A 24,982-nucleotide genomic window follows, 5' to 3' on the forward strand; every position below is an offset into this window, starting at 1 on the left:
AACCACCGACACAATAGCCCGCGAGTGACTCTAGGCTGTTGTCGCTATCGACAAGGGGGAAATGATGAAATTTCTGCACACCATGATCCGCGTGACTGATTTAGAAAAATCGCTCGAGTTCTACACTAAGGTGCTAGGTATGCGCGTTCTGGATCGCACTGAAAATACCCAGTACCGCTACACGCTCGTGTTTGTCGGTTATGAACAGGGCGGCACAACGATTGAGCTGACTCATAACTGGGATACAGGCCAGTACGAAATGGGCAATGCATTTGGTCACTTAGCACTAGGCGTTGAAGACATTTACGCCGCTTGTGATCAAATTAAAGCCTTAGGTGGCAATGTGACTCGTGAGCCTGGTCCAGTAAAAGGCGGCTCAACACATATCGCCTTCATCACCGATCCTGATGGTTACCAAATTGAACTGATTCAAGTCAGCAAGTAATGGGGCATAGACTAATGAAAGACGCACTATTTCAACCTATTCAATTAGGCAAACTTGAACTTAAAAATCGCATTGTGATGCCGCCGATGACTCGCTCACGTGCTAGTCAGCCGGGTAATGTGGCAAACGATATGATGGCGACGTACTACGCTCAACGTGCTGGTGCGGGCTTAATTGTGGCAGAAGGCACTCAAATTTCTGAGATGGGTCAGGGTTACGCTTGGACACCGGGTATTTACTCAGCAGAGCAGATTGCGGGCTGGAAGAAAGTCACCGATGCCGTTCATGCAAAAGGCGGTGCGATCTTTGCTCAGTTGTGGCATGTAGGACGGGTTACTCATCCAGATAATATTGGTGGAAAACAGCCAATCTCGTCGTCTGCCTTAAAAGCTGAGAATGTAAAAGTCTTCATCGATAATGGCACAGATGAGCCGGGGTTTGTCGATGTTGTAGAACCACGCGCGATGACCAAAGAAGATATTCAAAAAGTGATTGAAGAGTATCGCTGGGCTGCGCTAAATGCGATTGAAGCTGGCTTTGATGGTATTGAACTTCATGCGGCGAATGGCTACTTGATCAACCAGTTCATCGATTCTGAGGCGAATAACCGCACAGACGAGTACGGTGGCTCAATTGAAAACCGTCTGCGTTTCTTAGGCGAAGTGGTCGAAGCGATGACAGATGCAATTGGCGCGGATCGCGTTGGTGTACGTTTAGCTCCGTTCACATCACTAAATGGCACAGTAGATAAAACTCCAGTAGAAACTTACACGGCGGCAGCGGCTCTACTTAACAAGCTCAATGTTGTTTACATGCACATTGCTGAAGTGGACTGGGATGACGCTCCAGATACCCCCGCTGAATTTAAAACCGCAGTGCGCGAGGCTTATCAAGGAACGATCATCTACGCAGGTCGTTACAACACTGAAAAAGCGGCGCAAGCGCTGAATGATGGTTTAGCCGATATGGTGGGTTTTGGTCGCCCATTTATCGCAAACCCTGATCTTCCGGCTCGCATCGCGAACGACTACCCACTAGCTGAGCACGACCCTGCAACGCTATTTGGTGGCGCAGAAAAAGGCTTGCTTGATTACCCTGAGTATCAAGCTAGCTAATTGAAGCGAGTCAAACTAAGACAAAGCACCTCACAACCCCCAGTGAGGTGCTTTTTTGTTATTAGCCTCGTGCTCAAGACTGTAACTAGAATCAGAGTAATCTTGGTTGGCCTCTTTAGCTCAACAAGGCTTTACTCTATAATTGCCGCGCTTTTATCTGGGTTAGCCCATCATTGTGGAAAAATTATGATTTCAAAAAACCAACTTAAACTACTTCGAGCTCTTGGCCAAAAGAAGCAGCGTAAAGCGCATGGTCTGTTTTTGGTGCAAGGAGAGAAGAACGTACTTGAGTTGGCGAATAGCGCGCTAACGGTAAAGCAGGTGTTCGCTACACCTGAGTTTCTTGCTGATTATCACGCTGAGCTAAGTGGATTCGATTGCATCGAAGCATCACTTGATGAACTGACGAAAGCGAGCACTTTAGTCAGTAACAATGCGGCGATTGCCGTGGTCGAAATCCCAAGTGTAGATACACCAAAAGCGCAAGGCTTGATGATTGCGCTCGATGGCGTGTCTGATCCAGGTAACCTAGGGACTATCATTCGTGTTGCCGACTGGTACGGTATTAAACACATAGTCGCAAGTGCAGATTGTGCTGACCCTTACAACCCAAAAACCATCAGTGCCACAATGGGCAGTTTTGGTCGTGTGACGGTTAGCCAGCTTGACCTGCCAAGTTACCTAGAGCAATCAAACTTACCTGTCTATGGTGCTTTCCTCGAAGGTGAAAGCGTGCACAAAACCGAGTTTGCTGCCGAAGGCATTTTACTGATGGGCAGCGAATCTCACGGCATTCGCGAGCAAGCTGCTAAGTTTGTTACCGACAAGATTACCATTCCTGCTTTTGGTGGTGCGGAGTCACTCAATGTTGCGATGGCAACAGGCATCATCTTAGATAACTTGCGTCGCCAGCACGGCTAAGCGCAGGATTGCTTCACTTTGCCAGAAAACTAAAGTTGCCCGCTTATTCAAAGTGAGTCAACTTTAGTTCTCCAGTTCTCCAGTTCTCCAGTTCTCCAGTTCTCCAGAGCAACTTACTTAACTAGCGCTTCAACAATCGCAGGAACAAATTGGTGGAACTGCATTACAGCGAAGCGTGGCGTTTCTGCCATTGGGTAAGCGCCGTTAAGTGCGATTACCGAGTTTGCTTCTTTGTTCATTACACACATTTGGCCGTTAACACCCACCATTGCTAGGTATCGTTTGCCACCAATTTCTAGCATTCGGAATTGGTCTTTGTAGTAGCCGTCAGCTAGGGCTGACTCTTTGCCTTTTATCCAAGCGCTGCGTACCGCGTCGTTACCTTCCCATAGGTCTTTAACGAATTTCGCTGGTAGTACTTGCTCGCCTTTTTCGTTCTTGCCTTCGTTAAGGAACAGCAGACCAACACGTGCAAGGTCTTTGGTAGGCATGTTCATACCAGTAGAGCCCATGCCTAGACCGTGCTTATCAGACATGAAGTAAGCATCAGCGGCTACGCCTACTTTTTGCAGTAAATCTTGCTCTAGGATGTTTGCAAAAGGCTTACCTGTTGCTCGGTCAACAATAAGACCTAGTAGTTCACTGTTTACGTCTTGGTAGTCGTACTTTTCACCCATTGCGTAATCTTGGCGCTCAGTGATTAGTGGGAAGAAGTCCATCGTACCGCCTGGGTATTTGGCAGACATCTCTTGACCATAGTAGCCTTGCGCTTCAGATAGGCGAGTATCCCAGTACTTCTCAACTGTACCTGCTGCTAGCACTACTGCAGTGCGCATGTCAGAAACTTCTTGAACCGTTGCCGTTTCAAATGCCGTGCCTTTTAGCTCTGGTACGTATTTGATGGCTTTATCTTCCCAGTTAAGCTTGCCTTGACCTACCGCTATGGCTGCTGCCATCGCAGTAAAAGACTTGGATACTGACATATCAAGGTGTGGAGAGAACTCGTTTAGACCGTTGCTGTAGTGCTCGTGAACGATCTTGCCATCTTGCAGGATCATCGCGTTGTGGTTCTGGAAACGGTTCATAAGAAAGTGAGTTGCTGAGATCGGACCGTCGTAGTCTTGGATCATCACTTTATCTAGATCGAGTTGCTTATCGCTCTTTTTAAGGTCAAGTACGTAGTCGCCTTTGTGTAGCGTGTAGCTATGAGAAAACTTGTAAACGTGAGGCATCGACGCTGAAACGTACTCTGGATCATCCCAGTTTTGACCAGTCATACCGATAGACTCTGCTGCTGCAATGTAATCTTGGTCTGGTTGGTTAAATGTTACTGCTTGCACGCTGAATGCTGCAGTAAGCGCAATGGCTGTAGCTAGGAATGTTTTTTTCATAGTATTATCTCGACGGAATATTTATCTAGTTAGGGTACGTAATTTCACCAAATAGCCTTTTAATTACAGTTGATTAACGTCCAATTTGGGCGGTTGCTTAATTGAGTTTGGTGATTAAGGTATGCAGCAATATTAAGCTATACGCCAGTAGTGACAAACTTCGCTATCGTGCGTAATATGCACGATAAGTGTTGAGGCAAGGAGTGAACTGATGCTCGATATTCTAGATAGTTTAGATATAGGGAAGTTAAAAGCTTTCATATTCACCTATGAGCTTGGGAGCTTTTCGCTTGTGGCGCAAAAGTATGGTAAGCACTCCTCAACCTATAGCCGCAGAGTCAGTAACCTAGAGATAGATTTAGGCGTCGATCTGTTTGAGCGCAATGGTGTTCACCTTGTTGCTACTGAGCATGCGAAAGTTTTGTATCATCCAGCCAAATCTCTATTGGCCGAAGCCGAGCACTTTGCACAGCGTGTCGAGTTGTGTTTAACCAATGATGAAACTCACCTAACTGTCGCGATTGACTCTGCTTTGCGCTGTTTTTCTCCTAGCAAGGCAATCAGCCAAGCTCTCAGAGAGTTTCCCGCCACCGAAATTGATATTCTCGGTGGTAACTCGGCGCAAGTGATGGAGTATATGGCCGAGCAAGAAGCAGATGTTGGTTTGGTGCTCAGTAATTTTCAAGTACCAAGCAGCACCATGAACATTAAAGTATTTGAGTTTGAAATTGTTCGTGTCATGTCACCAAGTTACGCTGAGCGCACTAACGTTAAACTTGCCGAGGAGTTGGAGCCTGCTTTTATACGCGGTTTAACTCAGATCGTATTATCTCCACTCAATCGGTTGGGCGTCAGTACTCAGAACTACAGTAGTCATCTAGTCAATGTCGATAACTTTGAAATGGCGAAATCCCTAGCAGTGGATGGTGTAGGTTGGGCTAGTTTACCAAGAGCAGAGTGCGAGCGAGAACTGCAAACAGGAGAGTTGGTCGCGTTTCGTGGTGTCCATGAATCGGATCTAAAGTGGTCAGTCGATGTACTGTGGCCAATGGACAAAGCTCAGGGAGCAGTCGCAAAGCGCTTGGTTGATTTGATAGCAACGAATGCGAACTGATTTGAACCGCTAGACTGACGTAGGAAGGAGTAGGGAATCTCACTAAGCGCCCGTACACCAAACTAGACGCCATACTTTCTCTTCAGCTAGAATCCCAATCGCGGCTGCACATGAATTTCAGTCAACTTAAGAGACAAAACGATGATTGTAGAAAATGTGCTTCCTGAGTATTACGCAGAAATGCTTGATGTTTGGGAAAACTCAGTCCGAGCAACTCATGATTTCATAACAGAAGACGATATTGAGTTTTTTAAACCCATTATCATTGAACAGGCTTTTCCTGCTGTCACGTTAAGATGTGTAAAAAAAGAAAATGGTTCAATTCTCGGGTTTGTGGGGACTCACGAATCAAAGATTGAAATGCTGTTCATCTTAAACGAGGCAAGAGGGCAAGGCATTGGCGCTGTGCTATTGCAATATGCAATAGAGCAGTTAGGCGCGACGAAAGTCGATGTAAACGAACAGAACCCGCAAGCGGTAGGATTTTACGAGCACATGGGTTTTAAGGTCGTTTCACGCTCGCCTGTTGATGATATGGGAAAACCTTTTCCAATTTTGCACATGACACTCTAAAGCTCGGTTTGTCGTAACTCAGCTTATTAATAAGCAACGCTTGTTAGAAGAAACGCCCAAAGCCAATAACTTTGGGCGTTTCCGTATGTGATAGAAAGAAGTCTCTGTCAGTTTTTAACTCAAGGTTTGAGTCAATTGAATTGGTTGAGCTAACTTACTTGTGCCCCATTATGAGCTAACAAGCAATAAATCAGTGATGAAACGGATCATGTGTTCGGATTTACTTAGTGACGAATATTATCAGCTCGATATTCAGAAGGAGTCATCCCTACCTTGTTTTTGAATAGTCTTGAGAAATATTGTGGATATTCAAATCCTAGACTATAGGCGATAGTTGCTACGGAGTCTTTACTCGAAAGTAAGCGATCTTTGGATTTTTCAATAAGTGCATAGTGAATCCAATCTTTCGTCGTTTTACCCGTTTCAGCTTTCAGAGCGTCACTCAGGTATCGACCGGTCATTTTCATGCCTTTAGCTAATTCTTCTACTTCTGGGATTGAGGCAGACTCTTGAATCACTGCTTCTAATCGAGTGTCCAAAAGAGTAGAAAATTGGTCATACACCGAAGTGTCTGCCTCTTTACGCATTAGAAATTGGCGATGATAGTAGCGATTGGCATACATCAATAAGGTACTGACTTGTGACAAAATTAGATCTTTACTGAAGGCATCTAGATTGTTGTTACTTTCAGCCTCAAGCGCATCAAATATCATCGCCATGTGTTGCTCTTCTTTCGGTGAAAGGTGTAGCGCTTCGTTCACCGAGTAATTGAAGAACTGATATTGCTTTAACTCTTCTTGTAGCTTGTGCCCACGGATGTAATCAGGATGAAAGCAGATGGTGCGAGCGACAGAGTCGATCTGAATGCCACTGGCTGTTATCTCTTGGTTGGGTGCAAGGAAAAGCATGGTGCCATTTGAACAATCATATTTTGTGCGCCCATACATGAGTTCACCAGAAACAATGTGCTTGAGCGATATCGAGTAGAAACTGGTGGAGAGCGAAATCTCTCCTGCACAGTTAAGTTGGTTGTCATCACTGTTTGAGCTCATTTTTATCACGTCAATGAGAGGATGCTCTGGCGGACGAAGACCTAGGGCTGCATTGTGCTGTGCAATCGTTTGAAAGTGGAATATTTTCATAGTTGAACCTCATGGTGTAACGCAGACTTAGCATCAGTCAAAAACAATAACCCACGCCCATGCGGATTAGTGCGAAAGCTACTATGCGGTAATCTAGGCAGAAACACAGTATATAAAACACCGTAATGTGTATACAAAACAACGAAACGGCTCATTTCGGGAATTTGTATACAACTCTCGTGGTTTTGTGCACTGCTTAAATTATAGCCACCACTTATGATGAACTCCGAATCGAAAGAGCAATTGCGCTCCGAGAAAAAAAAGGTTTTCTAAAAGTATGTCTGCAAATCTATCTAAATTGCTGTTACTGAACATCGTCTTCGCTTTAGCTGGGTGTATTTCTAGCCCAGCAACCTCATTAAACCAGTCACAGGATTATTACGAATACCTTCAACCATCTTTTTCCGAGTATTTAACGGTGACCGAGCAGTGGCTAGCGGAAAACCGTGGTTACATCGGCGATGATCGCGATAAAGAAATCTCGATGAACATGCCATTCGAGCTGACTCCAAAACACAAGACAAACAAGGCTGTCTTATTGGTTCATGGTTTGGGTGACTCACCCTACAGCTTCTCGGATATTGCTCCCTCCTTGCAAGCACAAGGGTTTCATGTAGAGGTTTTGCTACTTCCCGGTCATGGCAGCAAGCCTAGCGACTTAATGCTGCCAACTTACAATGACTGGCAAACAATCGTTGATCATTATGCTGGATTATTAAAACAACAGTACCAAGAAGTCTGGTTGGGCGGTTTCTCTACTGGAGGAAACCTAGTCACCATTCATGCTATCGAAAAAGGTGGTATTGATGGCCTTTTGCTGTTCTCTCCTGGCTTTCAGTCTCAAACGCCATATCTTGAAAAGCTAGCGCCTGTCGCTTCTATTTTTTTCGATGGCTATACCACTGATGAGGACAACCTAGCTCGCTATAACTCAGCGCCACTAAAAGGGGCGATCGCCTATTCACAAAGTGCAGCAAAACTAAGAGAGCTCTTGAAAGAGAATCAAGTGGAGATCCCGACCCTTGTTGTTCTAAGTGAAGCAGACAGCATTATCGATCCAAAAGCGGTACACGAGTTTTATCAGCAGCGCTTTACGAACTCAAACAATCAGTTGCTTTGGTACGGCGAGTCAAACATTGAGCAAGACACTGTGACAGTGTCGAGCATGAAGCTAGATGAGTTAAGGATTAGTACCGCATCACATATGAGTCCGTTATTTGCGCCAACCAATGCTCATTATGGCCAAGATGCAACCTACACGATGTGTATGAATAGCATGGATAGCGATGCGGTAACTTACTGCGAGCAAGGAGGGGAAGTCTGGTGGTCGGCTTGGGGGTACGAAGAAAACGGCAAGGTTCACGCTAGATTGACGTGGAATCCTTACTATCCAGATCTTGAAAGAGCGATGCTCGATGTGGCACGAGCTCAATAGAGAAACCCTCCTTTTACACAGGGTTCTAAGTTAGCTTTTCAGTCTCGTAATTATGTATACAACTCTTGCAGTTTTGTGCACTGCTCTTCGGCTGCATAGAACGTAAGATAACCTCATCGAATGCCAGACAACTTCTGAGAGGTGATACCTATGAGACAAAATGAAACACAGTTAAGTCAGTTGATTCAAGCCGTTAGCGGCCAAAAAGTTCATCAGATCAGATGTGGCGATCACCGTTTTATCGATATCACCATTGTACAAATGGAAGGTCGTTTCTTTGTTAGACAGTACAAGTTCAACAAGCGTAGTTGGTATGACGCATTTATCAATAACCCAAGCTTGGATGGTGAACCTAATGGTGCAATGAAAGTTGGTAATCTAGAGGTGTTAGTCAATGGCAAAGCTCCTGAAGATCTACCTATGGTGACAGCTCGGGTCAATAAAGCCTACCGAAAGTTATTGGGGCTGATATACCCAGTAATACGTTTAACATTTGACCGAAAAAAGCACGAAGCAGCAACGCTAGAGCTAATACCAGTGTTTGAAAGCAAATAAGGCAAGCTTAATTTAGTAGCAGAAACAAAAGGTAAGACTATGAATATTAGACAAGTAACATTCAAATCATTTGGTGTAGACCTGGTTGGTAATCTCTATGTGCCTGAAGGATTTGACGAAAACAAAAAATACAAAGCGATCTTAGGTGCAAGTCCGTTTCCGCAGGTGAAAGAACAAGTGCTAGCAACCTATGGTGCAGAAATGGCACAGTGTGGTTTCATCTTCCTTGCATTCGACTACTTGGGAATGGGCGACTCTCCGGCACTTCCTGGAGAACACATGCAGTCTCGTTACATGTTTCGTCTGATCGAAAACACGTGGGATGCGGTATCTTTCTTGTGCTCGCTACCTTATGTTGACGAAGTCTACGGTCTAGGCGTTTGTCAGGGAGGTTCAATCATGGCGTCTTCAGCCGTAACCGACCACCGTATTAAGAAGATGGCTCTTGTGTCCGGCATGATGGCAGCTGATGCCTTCCAATGGACAGATACAACCACAGTTCAACAAATGATCGCGGGTGCAAACGCTTCTAAACAGCAAATGTTTGAAACAGGAAAACCGGATTATGTGGCGCCATTTGGTCTAAATGACGAACAATCAAAAGAGGAGTTCGTTGGTGAAGCCGCTTTCCCTGAAATGGCAGGTGAAAGCTATGACTATTACGGTCGTGATGGATATCGAGGCCCTGTCGCGGTCGAAAACTTCACTAACATGCATGTGGCAGATCAGCCAATGCAATCCTTGTTCTCTCTTTGTGAACACTATGCTGACAAAATTGTGCAACCAACGCTAGTTGTCTATGGTCAGGATGCGCCAACCGCTATTTGCTCAACTGCGTTTGTTGAAAAGTTGACGAATGAACATGAAGTGCTATCTCTTGCTGAATTTAGCCACGTTGATTTCTACTACAAGCCAGAGGCAGTAAGACTATCGGCTGATGCGGTTGCTGATTTCTTCAATAAATAACCTAATCCATGTAAACGTTTTAGTGTAAATGAACTAAAACGTTTCTGTCCAAAAACAAGTTAGAGATCCCTACTCACTCGTTCCATGTTCGTAAGGATGACCCAAAAACAAAGGGTTGACACAAAATGCCAACCCTTCAAAAATTCTCGCTTTCTCGCTACTTCTCTAGCATGCCTAGCTTGTCTGGCACACCGTTCCATTTTTCGGCTTCATCCATGGCAGGCTTTACTTCGGTTTGTACTGGCCAAAGTTCGGCAAGTTCAGCATTTAACTCAATGAAAAGGGTTTGATCGTCTGGCACTTCATCTTCTTGGAAGATCGCGTGCGCATCACATTCATCAACACACAGACCACAATCAATGCACTCGATTGGGTTGATGACCATAAAGTTTGGGCCTTCATGAAACGCATCTGCCGGACATACAGCGACACAGTCAGTGTATTTACATTGGATACAGTTATCAGTTACGACAAACGCCATGATGAATGCTCTTGTATAAGTCAAAATTGAGGAAAGGGGATAATACTCATCCCAAGCCAAAATTCAATATGTTTGATTTAGTATGACAGACAATTCAATTTCTCGTAAAATGCGCGCCATTGTGAGCTGACCGTTCGTCAAACGGTTTTGGCTAAGACACCTATCTATACGAGACATCAACATGATACGTTTAAATGAAATCAAACTTCCTCTTGATCATGAGGAAGAGGCGCTGACTGCCGCCATTACCAAGAAGCTTGGCATCTCTGAAGACCAAGTCATCTCTTACAATGTATTTAGACGTGGCTACGATGCTCGTAAAAAAGCCAATATTCTATTGATCTACACGCTAGATGTGGTGGTTGAAAATGAAGCTGCGCTACTTGAGCAGTTCGTTAGTGATCCGCACGTAAAAGAAACGCCAGACATGGAGTACAAATTCGTTGCCAAAGCGCCTGAGAACGTGACGGAACGTCCTGTGGTTATCGGCTTTGGTCCATGTGGTCTGTTCGCAGCACTGATTCTTGCGCAAGCTGGATTTAAACCTATCGTTGTTGAGCGTGGTAAAGAGGTTCGTGAGCGTACAAAAGATACCTTCGGTTTCTGGCGTAAGCGCACTCTAAATACGGAATCAAACGTACAGTTTGGTGAAGGTGGTGCAGGTACGTTCTCTGACGGTAAGCTTTACAGCCAAGTAAAAGATCCAAACTTCTACGGTCGTAAGGTAATCACTGAGTTTGTTGCAGCAGGTGCACCAGAAGAGATCATGTACGTAAGTAAGCCGCACATCGGTACCTTTAAGCTGGTAACGATGATCGAGAAGATGCGTGCGAAAATCATCGAACTGGGTGGTGAAATCCGTTTTAGTACTCGCGTTGACGATATCCACATGGATGGCGAGCAAATCACGGGTCTAACTCTATCAAACGGCGAAGAGATTAAATCTCGCTACGTTGTTCTAGCCGTCGGCCACAGTGCACGTGATACGTTTGAAATGCTGCACGATCGCGGCGTGTACATGGAAGCGAAGCCGTTCTCGGTTGGTTTCCGAATCGAGCATAAACAGTCAATGATCGATGAAGCGCGCTTTGGTCCTAATGCGGGCAACCCAATTCTTGGCGCAGCAGACTACAAACTGGTTCACCACTGTAAGAATGGTCGTACTGTGTACAGCTTCTGTATGTGTCCGGGTGGCACAGTCGTCGCCGCTACATCTGAAGAAGGCCGCGTTGTGACTAATGGTATGAGCCAATATTCTCGTTCAGAGCGTAACGCAAACAGCGCGATCGTGGTGGGTATCGACCCAGAGCGTGATTACCCAGGTGACCCACTAGCAGGTATCCGTTTCCAGCGTGAGCTAGAATCTGGTGCTTACGTACTTGGTGGTGAGAACTACGATGCGCCAGCGCAGAAGATTGGTGACTTCCTGAAAGGTCGTGATCCAAGCGAAATCGGCGACGTTCAACCATCATTTACGCCAGGTATCCACTTAACGGACATCTCTAAAGCGCTACCAGATTTTGCCATTGAAGCGATTCGTGAAGCCATTCCAGCGTTTGATAAGAAGATCAAAGGCTTTGCATCAGATGATGGTCTACTAACAGGCGTAGAGACTCGTACATCTTCTCCAGTTTGTATCAAGCGTGGTAAAGACTTCCAGAGCATCAACCTAAAAGGTTTCTACCCAGCGGGTGAAGGGGCTGGTTATGCGGGCGGTATCCTTTCTGCGGGTATTGACGGTATCAAGGTAGCTGAAGCTCTTTCTAAGGCAATGGTTGCTGACCTAGAGAACGCTTAATCCCACTAATCCAATATCTAGGCTCTTCTGTTAATGCAAAAGGGCCTTTTTTATATCTACGTACTGTATCTCGCTCGGAAAAGTGATTATGAAGTCCTATTTGAGCTGCTGTGACCGAAGATCAAACTCTAATCAATATCCCATTTAACCCCGACGCTCATTTCTCCATCCTCACTTGACTGGACGCGAGTTTCTATTCCTTTGTTAGGGAATTGGGTAATGTAACATTCTACGTTGCCACTTTTTGACGCAGGTTTTTCCGTGTCAAAGTAGTTTTGGGTTTTCTCTACGCACTTATCTCCTGAATATTGTTTTTGTATTGGTGTGGTCTCTTCATCGTATGGGGATGGCTGCCATTGGACGGGAGCAGAGATTGTATGGTCTTGAGGTAACTCATCAAGGAATGTACCTGCAAAGACATTGCCGGCAAATGTGGGTAGTAAGAAAGCTAGGAATAAATACTTAATCATAAAGGTGTGCCTGTTAAAAAGTTTGAGCGAAGTTCTTTTTATAAACTAGAGCTAAAATAACACCAGTGCAATAAAAAATTATCGTTTTACGATAATTTTTTATTGCTAGTTAGCTGTTGCATGCCTAAGATATACTGAAGTTAAGTTCAACTAGGTCTTCTCATGACACAACAATCTATCAGCAAATTCAGCCGAAAGTTGTTAATACTCTTTTGGTTTTCTCTTATTTTCACTGCCGTGCTAAACACTGTTTTCTGGTTTTCAGCGACCATATGGGATGTTGAATGGTTTAATGCTAATTTCCCAGTAGAGGTGACCTTGCCTTTGAGTATCACTCGGTCATTGATTGGTTTTATACCAAGCATGCTGACAACTTTTCTAACAATGGCCTTATTGTGGCAGTTGATAGTCTTATTCCGCTTGTACGAGAAAGGTCAGATTTTTGAGCGTCAAAATACACTGTGTTACAAAAAGATCAGCTATTTACTGATGGCAACACCTTTCGTTCAGCTTATCATGGGCATACTTCTTAGCTTTGTATTATCGTACAATGAAGAAGGTTGGAACATATCCTTTGAAGTGAATGACGCTGATATCACCATGTTTGTTATTGGGTTAGTTGTTCGCGTCATTGCAGTGGTAATGGAAAGAGCGGCTGAGCTTCAAGAAGAAAGTGAGCTGACAATTTAAGTGAATTTTTATGGCAATTGTAATTAACCTTGATGTGATGCTCGCTAAACGAAAGATGCGCTCAAATGAGCTGGCTAAATTAATTGGCATTACCGAGCAGAACCTATCAGTGCTTAAAAATGGTCGCGCTAAAGCGGTCAAGTTAACCACTTTAGAGGCCATATGTAAGCATTTAGATTGCCAGCCTGGAGACTTGCTGGAGTACGCTCCTTCGGATAACGATCTTTAGTTAATCTCTTAACGAGACGGAATATCAGAACGCCAGAGTAACACTCTGGCTTTCTGATATTCCAAGGGGTGTAGTGATATTTACTTCGATTAGTGATTGTTTTGTAAATTACTCGGAAGGTGACTATGCTTTACCTAATATGCACCTTTGAGTATATCCATGGAACTTGTAAAGCTTATCTATGTGAGCACAGTTAGCGACGCGTTTACGCTCTCTTCTTTTGAGGAGATCATGGCATCGGCTCAAAGACATAATAATGAAAACAGCATCACTGGAGTTCTCTACTTTAACCACAAGTACTTTATGCAATATTTAGAGGGTGATGTTTCAGATGTCGACTCTACGTATAGCCGAATCGTGAAAGATGTGCGCCATTACAATGTGAAGTTACTCGACAAAAGCATGCTGGACTCTCGACAGTTTGGTTGCTGGTCGATGGCCTATATTCTCCAGTCTGAGATACTAAAGCCACTCAATTTATACTTTATGGACTCACCTGACTTCGATCCTTATCGCCTTAATACGCAGTCTGCCAACGAGATTATTACCGAGCTTAAAAGTTACTTACCACTCGCGCATTTGCATAGTGGTGGTTTATCAAAAGTTTATCGGTAACTGATCTTTTCTACTCCTTACATCATCTTTTTGTCTTCGCTAGGGAGTGCATTTTTAGGGGCACTTTTTCAGTCAAAATATCTATGACGGTCTACACTGATTATTGTCCGTCTCTCAATTTTCCCTTCTAATTTGACCCCCTCTCAAGGAGGAACAATGGCATCTCAGAGTATTCAAGATTTCTTTCATCCTGTTTCGGGAACGATCAGTTATGTTGTTGCCGATAAGGAGACCAATGAAGCGATTGTTATTGACCCCGTGGCTGACTACGACGTTGAAAATGATGCCATTAGTTATGAATCTGCGCAGGAGATACTCGCTTATGTCGAGACTCATCAGTTACACATAGTGGCTATTTTGGAAACGCATATCCATACCGATCATCTGTCAGGTTCCTTCTATTTGAGTAAGCAACTTCAAGTGCCAATTTATGTATCGGAAGGTGTTAAGGAAGTCTATGCAGATTGGAAAGAGGAGCTGTGTTTAAGTGAGCTTTACCATTTTGAGCACTTTTTACTTGAAAACGAGCAGATGGACTTTGGTCATTCACACCTCGAAGTGATCAATACGCCAGGGCATACGCGTTCAGATGTCTCATTCAAGATAGGAGATGCACTGTTTGTCGGTGATTCGCTGTCTTTTCACAACACCGGAAATGTCGATGTCCCCGGTGGCAATGCGGAGAAGATGTTTGAATCTATTCGCAAATTGTATGCACTAAAAGACAGTACCGAAGTGTACCTCGGGCATGATTGTTTAGATAGTGAAGGGCATCCCCAACACAAAACGACGATTGGAGAAGAAAAGCATCAAAATGAGATGCTTAATGCTTCAACCAGCAAGCAAGAGTTTATTGATCATCGTGGGGAATGCGACCAAAAGGTTACGCCACCAAAGCTAGTTAAGCCGGCGCTAGAGTTTAACCTTACGTCGTTACGCTCCGGTGCTTAGAGTCGATAAAGTGGGGGGCTAGCTATGATTATCCGGTTTATCACAATATGTATGTTGTTTGTCTTTTCAGCTCAAGCACAGGTTCCTTCGCGCATAGTATGGACGATACAGGATGAATGGCCGCCATATGTTATCGATTCTGCAGAAGTGAAAGGTTTAGCCTATGAGATCATTTCGGAAGCTTTTTCTGAACAAGGTTACACCATTAAAAATACCATTAAACCTTGGAGCCGTGCTTTAAGAGAAGTGACGACTCAGCGCTATGATATTGCGCTGACCGTTTGGAAGAGTAGCGAGAGACTAGAGTACCTTGACTTCAGTGATGCCTATCTGACCAATTCACTCATCTTTGTCACGCTTAAAGAAAACGCATTCAGTTATACAGGGCTAGCAAGTTTAAACGAGAAGCGGATAGGAGTATTGCGTGGCTATGCCTACGATGATGACTTCTTGAAATCGAATGCTTTTGATCGGATGGATTCTGATAGCTTAGCCACCAATGTGAGAAAGTTAAAAGCGGGCCGGATCGATGCATTAGTGGCCGATAAGTTCTTTTTCTTATGGTATGTAAAGAACAACGAATTAGAGATTAATGACTTCGCTTTGATCGACAAACCATTAGCAGAGAACCCTTTGTACATTGCTATCAGTCGTGATCATCCAAACAAAGAGAGTATTCTTTCGGCTTTTAATGCTGGCCTGAAGTCACTGCAGCAGTCAGGAAGAATTGCCGAGATGATTAAAAAGTACGAATAAAGTAGGGCACCTGATGGTGCCCCTAATTTCTATGTTACAGTTGACTGCTAATCCTCTCGATCTCCTCACGCCAATCTTGCTGCAGGTTGGGCTTTTGATGTTTAGGTTTACGCTGAAGATCTTCTTCAAGTAACGTTTCTAGCTCTATCAAACGCTCCAACAGTTGCTCTTCGCTAGTTAGCTTTCCATCGAAGGGATTCAACTCCTGTTGGTTATCTGGTGCTTGAACAGCTAACGCTGTGTCAGGATGTTCGGCTATCTGTTGATACACCTCTTCAGCACTTAGGTATTCGGTCAATGTACCATTGTTGATTAACCAGAAACGATTGCAGCTTTGTTCAATGAGGCTACGGTCGTGGCTGACAATGAGTGCTGCACCATTAAACTCATTTAAAGTCGTAATCAGCTCTTCTTTGCCTTCCATATCCAAGTGGTTGGTTGGCTCATCAAGAAACAACAGATGGTACTTCGCAAGGGTTAAGCCGATAAACAATAAGCGAGCACGCTCACCGCCACTGAGTGAAGCCACATCTTGGTTGTGCCTCGCATACTCAAAGCCTGCACCAATCAGCGAACGCTTAGCTAACTCACTACTCACGGATGAAAAAGTCTGTAAGGCGTCGCTTATAGTGTCAGTGTCTTTCAGCTGCTTGAGAGACTGGTCGTAGTATCCTAAGCGACACCTGTCATGGAAGGTGACAGCTTGTGAGCTCAATGGGTTTATCTCAGCGAGATAATGTCGGTAAAGTTGGTTAAGCAGGGTTGATTTACCGAAGCCATTACTTCCTAAAACTGCAATTCTGTCGCCACTTTTTACGCGCATTTCTACCATTTTAAATAGATGGAAATGGCTATCAGGAGGCGTAACGCTAAACTCGCCGGTTTCAAGCAGTCGGTTGGCAGGCAGAGCTTCACCTTGCAATATAAGCTGCCAAGGTGTGCCTTCTGTCAGCTTTGTTTGAGCTTCCTCCAAGCGCTCTTTTCTCGCGAACATGGTTTTTGCTTTACGGGCGAGATCTTCGTTGTCATAAACCTTACCCCAGGTCGCGAGCCGTTTGGCACTTTTCTCTATTCGGTCTATCTCTTTTTGCTCATTGGCATGTCGAGCTTGGTCTTGCCGATCTTTCTCACACAGTGCGGCTCTTGCTTGAGTGCAAGGTAGAGCAAAATGATGAAGAGATTGATCTCGCATGACCCAAGTCGTATTTGTCACTCGATCCAGCAAGGTTTGGTCGTGTGAAACCAAGACAAAAGAGCCTTTCCAATTGGAGAGAAACTGCTCTAGCCAAAGTAACGAAGGTAAGTCTAAGTGGTTACTTGGCTCATCGAGAAGCAGTAAGTCTGGCTGATTGATAATGGCTCTCGCAATAAGCAATCGCATCTGCTGACCGCCACTGCAATTGGCGACAGGCATATCTTGCTCAGAGTCAGAAAAACCAAGCTCGGCTAGCACCAGTTCAGCGCGCCAGTCGTCATCGACGCTTAATGTTTCGGCTAAAGCTTCACGGATACTTTGGCTATAAAGGTGCTCAGGAACATGTTGCTCTACATAGCTCATAAGGCAATGAGTTGCTTTGGCTATGTGACCTTCGGTTGGTTCGTATTGACCATTGAGTAGCTTCAATAGCGAGCTTTTGCCACAGCCGTTATGACCAATGAGTCCGATTTTATCACCACGATTAAGGGTGAAGGTTAGCGCTTTAAACAGCGGGTTTGAGGTGTAAGAAAGAGTTAGTGATTGTGCAGTTAAATAAGTACTCATAATTTTCTCAAGAATTTGGGGCGCAAAAGGCCGTTGTCTGTGCTGACAATAATTCTTCGAGCTTGAGGGAAAGTACTCGGGGACGTTATTCGTCTATAGTTGATATTTCGCTCAAGTCGAGATTATCGCAGCGCGATATCTAAAACTCTTGAGCGAGCCTTCATGCCATAAAAGCGTGGGTTGATTGAACACCACAAAGACATAAATTCCTCCTTAAGTTAGTTATAAAAGTGTTGCCACTTTCGGTTATTCGTTGATGAGCATTTTAGCGCCATTGTCACCAATGTACAGAAAACTATCAGGGTTCAAGATAGCTTCGTGATAACAATCATAGGCTTATACTTTTGGCTTACGCCTCATCTCTCAACCCTGAATTTATAAATTTGGGAGGATTCACACCATGTTGCTGTTGATAAAATCACCAAATACACATCCCAGACAAGGAGTCACCTGTGAATCAACGTCAGTCACAACAGCAAGAGTTTGACCTAAGTGAACGTAACCTAATTGTCGGTTGCGCTAAGCAATGTCCTATTTCTCCCGAGTTATTGGCAGCCACCACTGCTGACTCTGATTACGTTGTCGACACCTTTCAAAGTGGACTAACCGCAGAAGTGTTTCGCGTTCGTTTTGATGGCAAAGATTACACTCTGAAGAAAAAGCGCCCAGAGGCGAAAGTGAAAAACCTCGATGGTCAGTACTCCTTCCTTAACGAAGTCCAACGCCGTTTCGATATTCAGCAGCAAAAAGACGATATGAGCACTTCGCAAGATTTCGAGTGCATAGTGTCTACGGTTTATGCTGATTATCGCTTAGGCATTATTCTGTCTGATTGGATTGAGGGGGAACCCGTTGAGCAGGTAACGAGTTCAATGCTCTCACAGCTGTTTGCCACCTTATCTGCGTGCGAAAAGATAGGTCTATTTGAATGGGATTTATGTGGTGGAAACCTGCTTGTTGATGAGCAGCAAAAATTATGGCTGTTCGACTTTGGTTATATGTATCCGTTCAATCCTATGAAAGAACTTAACAGCAATGGGCTAGAAGCACCTATGTTCAACTTCTGTGAGCGTTTTGAGACTCGCTTCTTATCTGGCTGGTTATTGGAAAATGATTACTCTCATCGTGAATCGTTAGCCATATATAAGAACGTAAAGCATGAGGCAATGAGCATTTTAGTTCAGCAGCTCAACGGGTTAAAAAGTAGATCGGCTGACTCGGTGGTGATAGCCGAAAAAGAGGCGCTGGTTAAGCGATATCAGCAGGCGCTAGAGAGCGAAGACAATCTAAACGCGCTGTTTCGTTTGGAAATGTTTCGCTCGCATGTACTCGATATTGAGGATGATCTTGATGGTCAAAGCTGTACACCGACCACCATTAAACGAGTGGATTTAGTACTGTCGATGATCCGCGAGCACTACAATGAGCTCAAGCAGGAAGGTGGATTTTTCTATCACAATGAAGGGAAAAGCCAGCAAGAGCTTATTCAGTCATACAGTCACAAGCGAGAGTTGGTGAAACGGTATCAAATTAAGTAAAAGTAGTTTTTCGAGAAGAGCTATCAGTGTTGACTCTCAAGCATCTCAGCTAAACCGCCAGCGTTATGCAAGTTGGTAAAGCCTTTCGCTTTTAGATACTGATAAGCCTTCCCTGAACGATTGCCACTACGACAATAGAGTACTATCTGAGTATCTTTGGCGATATCGGCAAAGTGAATGTTTAGCGCTGAGAGCGGGTAGTTCACAGCTTGTGGTAAATGCCCGTCTGCGAACTCCGGTGGCGTTCTGACATCAACAATCATTGCGCCTTGCTCTATCCATTGCCAGCCTATTTCTGCTCGCTCAGAGGCGATAGCTGGAAGGCTTAGCGCAGCCAATAACGTAAAAAGTAGTGTGAGGCGCTTCATGGTAGTTCCCTTTTGCTGTAACTCACTCAGCATATCTGATTGCTCTCTTTTCGCCGCGAGATAAGTCACAACATCTACTCTTTGCCCGTTTCGTAGCGATTTTCCTGTCACATTTTCTTACGTGTTCCTTTGAATAGAAACAACCTAGAAACATCTGCTGTGACTTGGGGCTCAATAGAATCTTGATACAGCGAATGTATCACCATACCTTTTACCGAGTTTATTCGTAGCCCTATATTTGGCGTCGCTGACAGCACATTTTTATAAACATTTTTAAAGGTCTACGAATGAAACTCCAAACCCTAATTTGCGCAGCTTTGCTTGCAGGTGCATCGACTTCTGCTATCGCTGGAGAAACCAAACTTGATGTTCGTTTTGGTTACAATACGACGTCAGAAAATCGTGATAGCCGCGTGAAGTTTATGCACACCTTCGACAACGGTTTTTACTTTAGTGCAGAAGCGGCTCAGCTACATAACGACGCTTACTTTGGCAGCAATGATGCTAACAACCCAGACAAAAACGGCCTGCAAGCGGCGGCTCAAGAGTTTGAGGCGTCTTACAAGTTTAATCTCAATGAGGATTGGTATTGGTCTCCGGGTTTGGTCACAGTCACAACTTCAAACTGGACGGAATATCGCCCGTACTTAAAGCTAGGAACCACGTTTGACAATGGGGTGTCGATGACAGGTCGCTACCGCTACAACTGGTCAAATGATGCTAACGGTAAGCAGTATTTGGATGGTAGCGGCACAACACGCGGTGCATCAAATCAGTTTGATTTGTGGATCTCTAAAAACATTGGTGATTGGGGGTTAATGTATAACCCTCGCTACCGTGTTCAAGACGGTGTTGATCAGGGTACGGGCCGAGACGATTACTGGGAGCACACCATCATGGTTAACTATAAAGTCGATGAGACTTGGACGCCATACATGGAGTTGGTATCGGTAGACGAGACTTATGTTGATAGCAATGGTAATCGCGAAAATGACTACGCGGTGCGTTTTGGCGTTGTAATGAATCTGTAGTGTAGTTTTTTCTCTATCTGTCCTTTGCCAGTCAGTTCATTGACTGGCTTTTTTATGCCTGATTCTTTATAGCTAATCCGTCTTAACCAGAATGATTAAAGCTATTACAAGCGCTTGATTACCCACTACACTCTTCTAGCTAAAAGGGAGAGTCATGCACACTATTTCACTACTTGTCGTCGCGCTAATTGCCTTCGCTGCCAACTCATTTTTTTGTCGCTTAGCATTGGCGAATCACGCTATCGATCCGGGTTCTTTCACTTGGCTACGACTGGTTTTTGGTGCGACTACACTGCTGCTTATTCAAAGTTGGCGTGGCCATATGAGCTATCGCTTCTTTACTGATAAACACAGCTGGTGGTCAGGCATCTCTCTTTTTGGTTATGCAGTTTGTTTTTCGTATGCTTATACCCAGCTGAGTACGGGAACCGGCGCTTTGATTCTGTTTGGTATGGTGCAGCTGACCTTAGTGGTGTTTCACGTTGTTTCTGGTAATCGCTTAAGTGCGAAAGAGATGCTAGGTATTGGGGTGGCTCTATCTGGCTTTACTATTTTAATGCTACCGTCGGCAGAGGCTCCGAGTTTGAGTGCCGCTGTTCTAATGCTCGTTTCTGGCGTCTGTTGGGGTATTTTCACTCTGTTAGGGCGCCAAAATAGCGTTGCTTCAGTGTCTATTACCCAAGGGTTTATACTCGCAAGTGTGCTTGCTTTTGCTGCCAGCCCACTACTTGTGTCGATTGAAACTATCACAACTGATGGCGTTTTGTGGGCGTTACTGTCGGGCGTTTTTGCTTCCGGCTTTGGCTACATCTTATGGTATCAAGTTGTAAAGCACATCTCAGTTCTTCAGGCGTCTGTCTCTCAGTTAGCGGTGCCTGTGATTGCCTTTGCCGCAGGAAGTATAGGGCTAGGTGAGTCGATAACGCCAATATCAGTACTGTCTTGCCTATTAGTTCTTGGAGGCATTGCGCTGATATTCGTTGCTAAGTCTAAAGTGCAGTAATACAAAAAGAGCCCTTAGAGGGCTCAGTTTACGATTTACGTCTTTTGGCGACCAAAGTGAATTTATAGTCACTAGATTTAAAGCAGTTGCGACTATATTCGAATACAGTGTCATCGTGTAGGTAGCTGCGAGTGCGCTTTTCAATGATCGGGTCAGCAGGGCTAATGCCTAGCAACTCAGCAACATCGTCAGCTGGTAGGATTGGCACGATTTCTTGCTCACTTCTATCTATCACCAGTTTTTTTTGCTTCTCAATATAATCATATTTCGAGCCTTGCATCACTTGATAGGTAAGATCCGGGAACATGTCGACCGGCATCCATGTTTCTTCAACGGTGATTGGGTTGTCATCGACAAAACGAACGCGTTTTACGTAGAAAATTCGAGCGCCTTCGTTGATGTTTAAGTGTTCGGCTAGTGTTAACGAGGCAGATTGAATTTCAAAGGCAATCACATCGCTATGAGTTATCCCACCTAAATGAGCCCATTTTTCCGCAAAGCTACTTTGTTGGTAGATATCGTAGTTAACCTTATTCTCTTTAACGTAGGTGCCGCTACCTTGAATGCTCTCTAGCTCTTCATTTTCGATCAGTAGCTTGAGCGCCTGGCGAACGGTTACTCGGCTGGCAGAAAACTCTTCGCACAGTTGAGCTTCTGTTGGCAGCGCCTCACCTACCTTGTAAATCTTACTGCTGATTTTTTCTCGAATGGCGTCAGCTATTTTGCGATACAGGGGCAGTCTTGCCATGTAAACCTCGAAAATAATACAAAAGAGACAGGTGACAACGACTTGTGATCACCTCTAGAGGCTTAATGATACGAATTAAAGCACTGAATACAAGAAATGGTTGTTGAGTGAGTGAGCTGATAATACAAAAAAACTCCAAGCGGGGGAGACTTGGAGTTTTGGAGCATACTAAGTGAGGGTGAGTTAAGCTTTCGCTTCAGCTAACTTCTTTTCTTTTTGGTTTCCTATAACTTTTAATCCGATGGTTAGTGCCATTGACACTGCAATACCGATGACGAAGTAAGTAAGCCAAGCCACAGGGTTACCGATAACCGGTAGCATGAACACTGCGCCGCCAGCTACGGTACCAATCGTAATCTTAGAAGATAGAATTAACGCAGCCGCTACACCACCACCAATCATATGTGCTGGGATGATACGCATTGGATCTTTTACAGCGTAAGGAATAGCGCCTTCAGTGATACCACAGAAACCTAAGATAGCAGTTGATGGACCTGCCAAGCGATCTTCTTCGTCGAAGAAACGTTTGAATACCACAGACATAATACCTAGTGACATACCTGGAATACATTTCGCAGCAGTAAAGGCTGCGTAGAAGATTGATGCATCACCAGCGAAGTCGCCACTTGTACCGACACCGATACAGAATAGGTAAGCGGCTTTGTTTACCGGGCCACCCATATCGAAACAAGCCATAGCACCAAGAATGAAACCAAGAATCAGTAGGTTGTTTGTACCCATTGACGTTAGCCAATCAACCAAACCACTGTTTAGCATCGCAAAGAACTTACCAGGGCCTGCATACATAAAGATTAGCGTTGCAATACCCGCGAGTAGAGGTGTGATGATAATCATCTTTACTGACTCTAGTACCTTCGGCACTTTGATCTGGCGGACAAGCATAACGAACAAGGCTGCTGCTGCACCGGCTACTAAGCCACCTAGGAAGCCGCCAGTCACCACAGAGATCTTACCGAATCCGCCACCAACAGCGACGAAACCGCCAACGAAACCGGGAGCTAGACCAGGTTTACCCACCATACCGTAAGCCGTGAATGCCGCAAGCACACAGATTAACAGTGGGTTAAAGGCTTTTAACGTACTGTAGTATAAGAAGTGAATAATGCCTTGGAACGAAGACTCAAACTGCGCTTTTGCTTCGGGCTGCGCAATAGCGGCATAGACTTCTTTTTTAATCGCACCAATTTCACTGTTTGCTAACCCTTCAGCAGCGTTAATAATGCCTAGGTCTGCGTATGTTTTACCCGTGTATTCAACCAGTATCGCTTCATCATAAAGGTGGGTGTAATCGTAGCCGAAGAATAGGTTTAGAAGACCTACGCAAAGACCACCGATAATAACAAGAGGAATGATGTGAGATACGCCTGAAAGAGCTCCTTTGTACCAAAGTTTTAAGAAGCTGGCGATCATATTGTCGTTGCTCTCTTCCTTCTCGGCAAACTTGTTGGCTGTCGTGGTTGTTTTCGCTTTTGAGCCACCTGCTTTGACCTTCTCTTCTAGTGCATCAAGCATTTCATCAGCGGCTTTGATGCCATCTTTAACCTTACCTTGTACAGATGTTAGGCCCTCGAAGCGCTCAGCTTCAATTACGCCTACGTCAACAGCGTAGATAATGCCATCGGCTTCCATGACATCTTGCGCGGTTAGTTTTCCATCAAGGCCATTCGCACCTTGCTTCTCGACTTTTATTTCCCAACCGCGCGCGGCTGCTTTCTTTTCTAAATTTTTAGCCGCCATGTAGGTGTGCGCTACACCGGCCGTACATGCTGTAATCGCTAAGATTTTCATCTGATGTTCCTTTGCGTCGTCTCTCGTCATTTGAGCGACAAATAGGTCACTCAATGATTATATTCTTACCTAATTTGTTTTAATCATCTGTGATAACTCTCACAAGTTGTATTATTTGTATTTAATTTGTTTTTTTTGTTTTGATATGAAAGTAATACAAAATTATCTTGCAACGCTATAGTACTGAAATATATATGAATTAGATACACGACGACATTTAATAATAATAAACCCCTATTTAAATAGAATAGCTTGTATTCGCCCTATGACGCTTAGAGGTGAGGGTAAATTTATAGTTGTTGGTTGTGAAATAGTTTCGGCTGTACTCGAAGATGGTGTCATTTTCTAGGTATCCGCGAGTGCGCTTTTCTATAACGGGTTCCGTAGGATTGATACCAAGCAATACCGCCACGTCACTTGGTGGAAGAACGGGCATGATTTCTTGCTCACTTCTATCTATAACCATCTTCTTTTGCTTTTCGATGTAGTCATATTTAGAACCTTGCATCACTTGGTAACTGAGGTCCGGGAACATAGTCGTTGGCATCCAAGTCTCTTCAACCGTAATGGCGGTCTCGTCTAGGAAACGTACTCTCTTGATGTAGAAAAGGCGCTCGCCTTCATTGACTTCCAAGTGTTCTGCCAGCGTTAATGAGGCTGCTTGTACCTCGAAAGACAAGACATCGCTGTGCGTTACTCCCTGCAAATGAGCCCACTTCTCAGCAAAGCTGCTCTGTTGGTAGATGTTGTAGTTTATTTTGCTCTCTTTTACATAGGTGCCACTACCTTGAATACTTTCTAGCTCTTCTTGTTCGATTAGAAGCTTAAGCGCTTGGCGTATAGTGACGCGGCTGACAGAGAACTCTTCGCGTAGTTGTGCCTCTGTAGGTAGTGCTTCACCGACCTTGTAAATACCGGTGCTAATCTTATCTCTAATGGCATCAGCGATTTGTCGGTACATGGGTAATCTTGTCGTCATATCCTAGATAGCCTCTTGCGTATTAACCTGTAGAACCGCTCTAACAGGTCTTAGTGTGTGACTTTTGACTTGGATAATACGAATTTAACCCAGATTA

26 protein-coding genes are annotated in these 24,982 nt (G+C 44.5%); 17 read left to right on the forward strand and 9 right to left on the reverse strand.

Going from position 1 to position 24,982, the window contains the following annotated elements; genetic code table 11:
* Positions 1 to 64 precede the first annotated feature (64 nt).
* The 3 genes from gloA (at position 65) to LYZ37_RS15840 (ending at position 2,481) form a co-directional block, all read left to right on the forward strand.
* The gene (gene gloA / locus LYZ37_RS15830) at positions 65 to 445 is read left to right on the forward strand and encodes a lactoylglutathione lyase (RefSeq protein ID WP_272787865.1); all 381 of its coding nucleotides are present in this window, start codon (positions 65 to 67) and stop codon (positions 443 to 445) included.
* Between the two features lie 14 nt (positions 446 to 459).
* The gene (locus LYZ37_RS15835) at positions 460 to 1,560 is read left to right on the forward strand and encodes an alkene reductase (RefSeq protein WP_272787866.1); all 1,101 of its coding nucleotides are present in this window, start codon (positions 460 to 462) and stop codon (positions 1,558 to 1,560) included.
* A gap of 186 nt (positions 1,561 to 1,746) precedes the next feature.
* A complete protein-coding gene (locus LYZ37_RS15840) occupies positions 1,747 to 2,481 on the forward strand; it encodes an RNA methyltransferase (protein WP_272787867.1) in 735 nt (244 codons plus the stop codon).
* 113 nt (positions 2,482 to 2,594) lie between these two features.
* Here LYZ37_RS15840 and LYZ37_RS15845 read toward each other — a convergent pair whose 3' ends face one another.
* Positions 2,595 to 3,872: a serine hydrolase domain-containing protein gene (locus LYZ37_RS15845; RefSeq protein ID WP_272787868.1), complete on the reverse strand. Its 1,278-nt coding sequence runs from the start codon at positions 3,870 to 3,872 to the stop codon at positions 2,595 to 2,597.
* A 211-nt stretch (positions 3,873 to 4,083) separates the two neighbouring features.
* Here LYZ37_RS15845 and LYZ37_RS15850 point away from each other — a divergent pair, with 211 nt between their 5' ends.
* Both LYZ37_RS15850 and LYZ37_RS15855 read left to right on the forward strand, forming a co-directional pair.
* Positions 4,084 to 4,986, forward strand: coding sequence for a LysR family transcriptional regulator (locus LYZ37_RS15850; RefSeq protein ID WP_272787869.1), 903 nt, complete (start codon positions 4,084 to 4,086; stop codon positions 4,984 to 4,986).
* Between the two features lie 141 nt (positions 4,987 to 5,127).
* Entirely contained in the window at positions 5,128 to 5,559 is a 432-nt protein-coding gene (locus tag LYZ37_RS15855) for a GNAT family N-acetyltransferase (protein ID WP_272787870.1), read from the forward strand.
* A 224-nt stretch (positions 5,560 to 5,783) separates the two neighbouring features.
* Here the strand turns inward: LYZ37_RS15855 and LYZ37_RS15860 are convergent, their stop codons facing one another.
* Positions 5,784 to 6,701: a helix-turn-helix domain-containing protein gene (locus LYZ37_RS15860; RefSeq protein ID WP_272787871.1), complete on the reverse strand. Its 918-nt coding sequence runs from the start codon at positions 6,699 to 6,701 to the stop codon at positions 5,784 to 5,786.
* Between the two features lie 277 nt (positions 6,702 to 6,978).
* Between LYZ37_RS15860 and LYZ37_RS15865 the strand changes: the two genes are divergently transcribed.
* From LYZ37_RS15865 to LYZ37_RS15875, 3 genes are all read left to right on the forward strand, one after another.
* Complete coding sequence (locus LYZ37_RS15865) at positions 6,979 to 8,136, forward strand: alpha/beta hydrolase (protein WP_272787872.1); 1,158 nt, start codon at positions 6,979 to 6,981, stop codon at positions 8,134 to 8,136.
* 150 nt (positions 8,137 to 8,286) lie between these two features.
* Entirely contained in the window at positions 8,287 to 8,691 is a 405-nt protein-coding gene (locus LYZ37_RS15870) for a hypothetical protein (protein WP_272787873.1), read from the forward strand.
* Positions 8,692 to 8,730: 39 nt separating this feature from the next.
* Entirely contained in the window at positions 8,731 to 9,657 is a 927-nt protein-coding gene (locus LYZ37_RS15875) for an alpha/beta hydrolase (protein ID WP_272787874.1), read from the forward strand.
* Between the two features lie 157 nt (positions 9,658 to 9,814).
* Here the strand turns inward: LYZ37_RS15875 and fdxA are convergent, their stop codons facing one another.
* Complete coding sequence (fdxA, locus tag LYZ37_RS15880) at positions 9,815 to 10,138, reverse strand: ferredoxin FdxA (protein ID WP_004746605.1); 324 nt, start codon at positions 10,136 to 10,138, stop codon at positions 9,815 to 9,817.
* 181 nt (positions 10,139 to 10,319) lie between these two features.
* On the opposite strand from fdxA, the gene LYZ37_RS15885 reads away from it, so the two are divergent.
* Positions 10,320 to 11,936 (forward strand): NAD(P)/FAD-dependent oxidoreductase, encoded by a 1,617-nt coding sequence (locus tag LYZ37_RS15885; protein WP_171320470.1) that lies wholly within the window; start codon positions 10,320 to 10,322, stop codon positions 11,934 to 11,936.
* 128 nt (positions 11,937 to 12,064) lie between these two features.
* Here LYZ37_RS15885 and LYZ37_RS15890 read toward each other — a convergent pair whose 3' ends face one another.
* Positions 12,065 to 12,406, reverse strand: a complete 342-nt coding sequence (locus LYZ37_RS15890; RefSeq protein WP_272787875.1) for a hypothetical protein — start codon at positions 12,404 to 12,406, stop codon at positions 12,065 to 12,067.
* A 162-nt stretch (positions 12,407 to 12,568) separates the two neighbouring features.
* On the opposite strand from LYZ37_RS15890, the gene LYZ37_RS15895 reads away from it, so the two are divergent.
* The 5 genes from LYZ37_RS15895 (at position 12,569) to LYZ37_RS15915 (ending at position 15,647) form a co-directional block, all read left to right on the forward strand.
* Complete coding sequence (locus LYZ37_RS15895; RefSeq protein ID WP_272787876.1) at positions 12,569 to 13,096, forward strand: DUF2975 domain-containing protein; 528 nt, start codon at positions 12,569 to 12,571, stop codon at positions 13,094 to 13,096.
* A 10-nt stretch (positions 13,097 to 13,106) separates the two neighbouring features.
* Positions 13,107 to 13,325, forward strand: coding sequence for a helix-turn-helix domain-containing protein (locus tag LYZ37_RS15900; protein WP_272787877.1), 219 nt, complete (start codon positions 13,107 to 13,109; stop codon positions 13,323 to 13,325).
* Between the two features lie 159 nt (positions 13,326 to 13,484).
* Complete coding sequence (locus LYZ37_RS15905) at positions 13,485 to 13,940, forward strand: BLUF domain-containing protein (RefSeq protein ID WP_272787878.1); 456 nt, start codon at positions 13,485 to 13,487, stop codon at positions 13,938 to 13,940.
* 156 nt (positions 13,941 to 14,096) lie between these two features.
* The gene (locus LYZ37_RS15910) at positions 14,097 to 14,891 is read left to right on the forward strand and encodes an MBL fold metallo-hydrolase (RefSeq protein ID WP_272787879.1); all 795 of its coding nucleotides are present in this window, start codon (positions 14,097 to 14,099) and stop codon (positions 14,889 to 14,891) included.
* Between the two features lie 24 nt (positions 14,892 to 14,915).
* On the forward strand, positions 14,916 to 15,647 hold the full coding sequence (locus tag LYZ37_RS15915; RefSeq protein ID WP_272787880.1) for a substrate-binding periplasmic protein: 732 nt from the start codon (positions 14,916 to 14,918) through the stop codon (positions 15,645 to 15,647).
* A 34-nt stretch (positions 15,648 to 15,681) separates the two neighbouring features.
* Here LYZ37_RS15915 and LYZ37_RS15920 read toward each other — a convergent pair whose 3' ends face one another.
* Positions 15,682 to 17,409 carry an ABC-F family ATP-binding cassette domain-containing protein gene (locus LYZ37_RS15920; RefSeq protein WP_272787881.1) on the reverse strand — a complete coding sequence of 576 codons (1,728 nt, stop codon included), beginning with the start codon at positions 17,407 to 17,409 and terminating at the stop codon, positions 15,682 to 15,684.
* Between the two features lie 452 nt (positions 17,410 to 17,861).
* On the opposite strand from LYZ37_RS15920, the gene LYZ37_RS15925 reads away from it, so the two are divergent.
* The gene (locus tag LYZ37_RS15925; protein WP_272787882.1) at positions 17,862 to 18,947 is read left to right on the forward strand and encodes an AarF/UbiB family protein; all 1,086 of its coding nucleotides are present in this window, start codon (positions 17,862 to 17,864) and stop codon (positions 18,945 to 18,947) included.
* Positions 18,948 to 18,970: 23 nt separating this feature from the next.
* Here LYZ37_RS15925 and LYZ37_RS15930 read toward each other — a convergent pair whose 3' ends face one another.
* Entirely contained in the window at positions 18,971 to 19,315 is a 345-nt protein-coding gene (locus tag LYZ37_RS15930) for a rhodanese-like domain-containing protein (RefSeq protein WP_272788411.1), read from the reverse strand.
* A gap of 287 nt (positions 19,316 to 19,602) precedes the next feature.
* Here LYZ37_RS15930 and LYZ37_RS15935 point away from each other — a divergent pair, with 287 nt between their 5' ends.
* The gene (locus tag LYZ37_RS15935) at positions 19,603 to 20,346 is read left to right on the forward strand and encodes an oligogalacturonate-specific porin KdgM family protein (protein ID WP_272787883.1); all 744 of its coding nucleotides are present in this window, start codon (positions 19,603 to 19,605) and stop codon (positions 20,344 to 20,346) included.
* A 154-nt stretch (positions 20,347 to 20,500) separates the two neighbouring features.
* Positions 20,501 to 21,349, forward strand: coding sequence for a DMT family transporter (locus LYZ37_RS15940; protein WP_272787884.1), 849 nt, complete (start codon positions 20,501 to 20,503; stop codon positions 21,347 to 21,349).
* Between the two features lie 28 nt (positions 21,350 to 21,377).
* Here the strand turns inward: LYZ37_RS15940 and LYZ37_RS15945 are convergent, their stop codons facing one another.
* The 3 genes from LYZ37_RS15945 to LYZ37_RS15955 form a co-directional block, all read right to left on the reverse strand.
* On the reverse strand, positions 21,378 to 22,097 hold the full coding sequence (locus tag LYZ37_RS15945; protein WP_272787885.1) for a GntR family transcriptional regulator: 720 nt from the start codon (positions 22,095 to 22,097) through the stop codon (positions 21,378 to 21,380).
* A gap of 183 nt (positions 22,098 to 22,280) precedes the next feature.
* On the reverse strand, positions 22,281 to 23,906 hold the full coding sequence (locus tag LYZ37_RS15950; RefSeq protein ID WP_272787886.1) for a PTS fructose transporter subunit IIC: 1,626 nt from the start codon (positions 23,904 to 23,906) through the stop codon (positions 22,281 to 22,283).
* A 238-nt stretch (positions 23,907 to 24,144) separates the two neighbouring features.
* The gene (locus tag LYZ37_RS15955; RefSeq protein WP_272787887.1) at positions 24,145 to 24,867 is read right to left on the reverse strand and encodes a GntR family transcriptional regulator; all 723 of its coding nucleotides are present in this window, start codon (positions 24,865 to 24,867) and stop codon (positions 24,145 to 24,147) included.
* Positions 24,868 to 24,982 lie beyond the last annotated feature (115 nt).

The sequence above is a fragment of the Vibrio tubiashii genome, from assembly GCF_028551255.1.
Classification (GTDB): domain Bacteria; phylum Pseudomonadota; class Gammaproteobacteria; order Enterobacterales; family Vibrionaceae; genus Vibrio; species Vibrio tubiashii_B.

Bases quoted from the DNA above. Each gene is read 5' to 3' on its own strand.
- LYZ37_RS15915 (WP_272787880.1), top strand. From the start codon at position 14,916: ATGATTATCCGGTTTATCACAATATGTATGTTGTTTGTCTTTTCAGCT.
- LYZ37_RS15855 (WP_272787870.1), top strand. From the start codon at position 5,128: ATGATTGTAGAAAATGTGCTTCCTGAGTATTACGCAGAAATGCTTGAT.
- LYZ37_RS15850 (WP_272787869.1), top strand. From the start codon at position 4,084: ATGCTCGATATTCTAGATAGTTTAGATATAGGGAAGTTAAAAGCTTTC.
- LYZ37_RS15870 (WP_272787873.1), top strand. From the start codon at position 8,287: ATGAGACAAAATGAAACACAGTTAAGTCAGTTGATTCAAGCCGTTAGC.
- LYZ37_RS15835 (WP_272787866.1), top strand. From the start codon at position 460: ATGAAAGACGCACTATTTCAACCTATTCAATTAGGCAAACTTGAACTT.
- LYZ37_RS15945 (WP_272787885.1), bottom strand. From the start codon at position 22,097: ATGGCAAGACTGCCCCTGTATCGCAAAATAGCTGACGCCATTCGAGAA.
- LYZ37_RS15865 (WP_272787872.1), top strand. From the start codon at position 6,979: ATGTCTGCAAATCTATCTAAATTGCTGTTACTGAACATCGTCTTCGCT.
- LYZ37_RS15845 (WP_272787868.1), bottom strand. From the start codon at position 3,872: ATGAAAAAAACATTCCTAGCTACAGCCATTGCGCTTACTGCAGCATTC.
- LYZ37_RS15920 (WP_272787881.1), bottom strand. From the start codon at position 17,409: ATGAGTACTTATTTAACTGCACAATCACTAACTCTTTCTTACACCTCA.
- LYZ37_RS15950 (WP_272787886.1), bottom strand. From the start codon at position 23,906: ATGAAAATCTTAGCGATTACAGCATGTACGGCCGGTGTAGCGCACACC.
- LYZ37_RS15895 (WP_272787876.1), top strand. From the start codon at position 12,569: ATGACACAACAATCTATCAGCAAATTCAGCCGAAAGTTGTTAATACTC.
- LYZ37_RS15910 (WP_272787879.1), top strand. From the start codon at position 14,097: ATGGCATCTCAGAGTATTCAAGATTTCTTTCATCCTGTTTCGGGAACG.
- LYZ37_RS15890 (WP_272787875.1), bottom strand. From the start codon at position 12,406: ATGATTAAGTATTTATTCCTAGCTTTCTTACTACCCACATTTGCCGGC.
- gloA (WP_272787865.1), top strand. From the start codon at position 65: ATGAAATTTCTGCACACCATGATCCGCGTGACTGATTTAGAAAAATCG.
- LYZ37_RS15905 (WP_272787878.1), top strand. From the start codon at position 13,485: ATGGAACTTGTAAAGCTTATCTATGTGAGCACAGTTAGCGACGCGTTT.
- LYZ37_RS15885 (WP_171320470.1), top strand. From the start codon at position 10,320: ATGATACGTTTAAATGAAATCAAACTTCCTCTTGATCATGAGGAAGAG.
- LYZ37_RS15940 (WP_272787884.1), top strand. From the start codon at position 20,501: ATGCACACTATTTCACTACTTGTCGTCGCGCTAATTGCCTTCGCTGCC.
- LYZ37_RS15840 (WP_272787867.1), top strand. From the start codon at position 1,747: ATGATTTCAAAAAACCAACTTAAACTACTTCGAGCTCTTGGCCAAAAG.
- LYZ37_RS15935 (WP_272787883.1), top strand. From the start codon at position 19,603: ATGAAACTCCAAACCCTAATTTGCGCAGCTTTGCTTGCAGGTGCATCG.
- LYZ37_RS15955 (WP_272787887.1), bottom strand. From the start codon at position 24,867: ATGTACCGACAAATCGCTGATGCCATTAGAGATAAGATTAGCACCGGT.
- LYZ37_RS15860 (WP_272787871.1), bottom strand. From the start codon at position 6,701: ATGAAAATATTCCACTTTCAAACGATTGCACAGCACAATGCAGCCCTA.
- LYZ37_RS15875 (WP_272787874.1), top strand. From the start codon at position 8,731: ATGAATATTAGACAAGTAACATTCAAATCATTTGGTGTAGACCTGGTT.
- LYZ37_RS15930 (WP_272788411.1), bottom strand. From the start codon at position 19,315: ATGAAGCGCCTCACACTACTTTTTACGTTATTGGCTGCGCTAAGCCTT.
- fdxA (WP_004746605.1), bottom strand. From the start codon at position 10,138: ATGGCGTTTGTCGTAACTGATAACTGTATCCAATGTAAATACACTGAC.
- LYZ37_RS15900 (WP_272787877.1), top strand. From the start codon at position 13,107: ATGGCAATTGTAATTAACCTTGATGTGATGCTCGCTAAACGAAAGATG.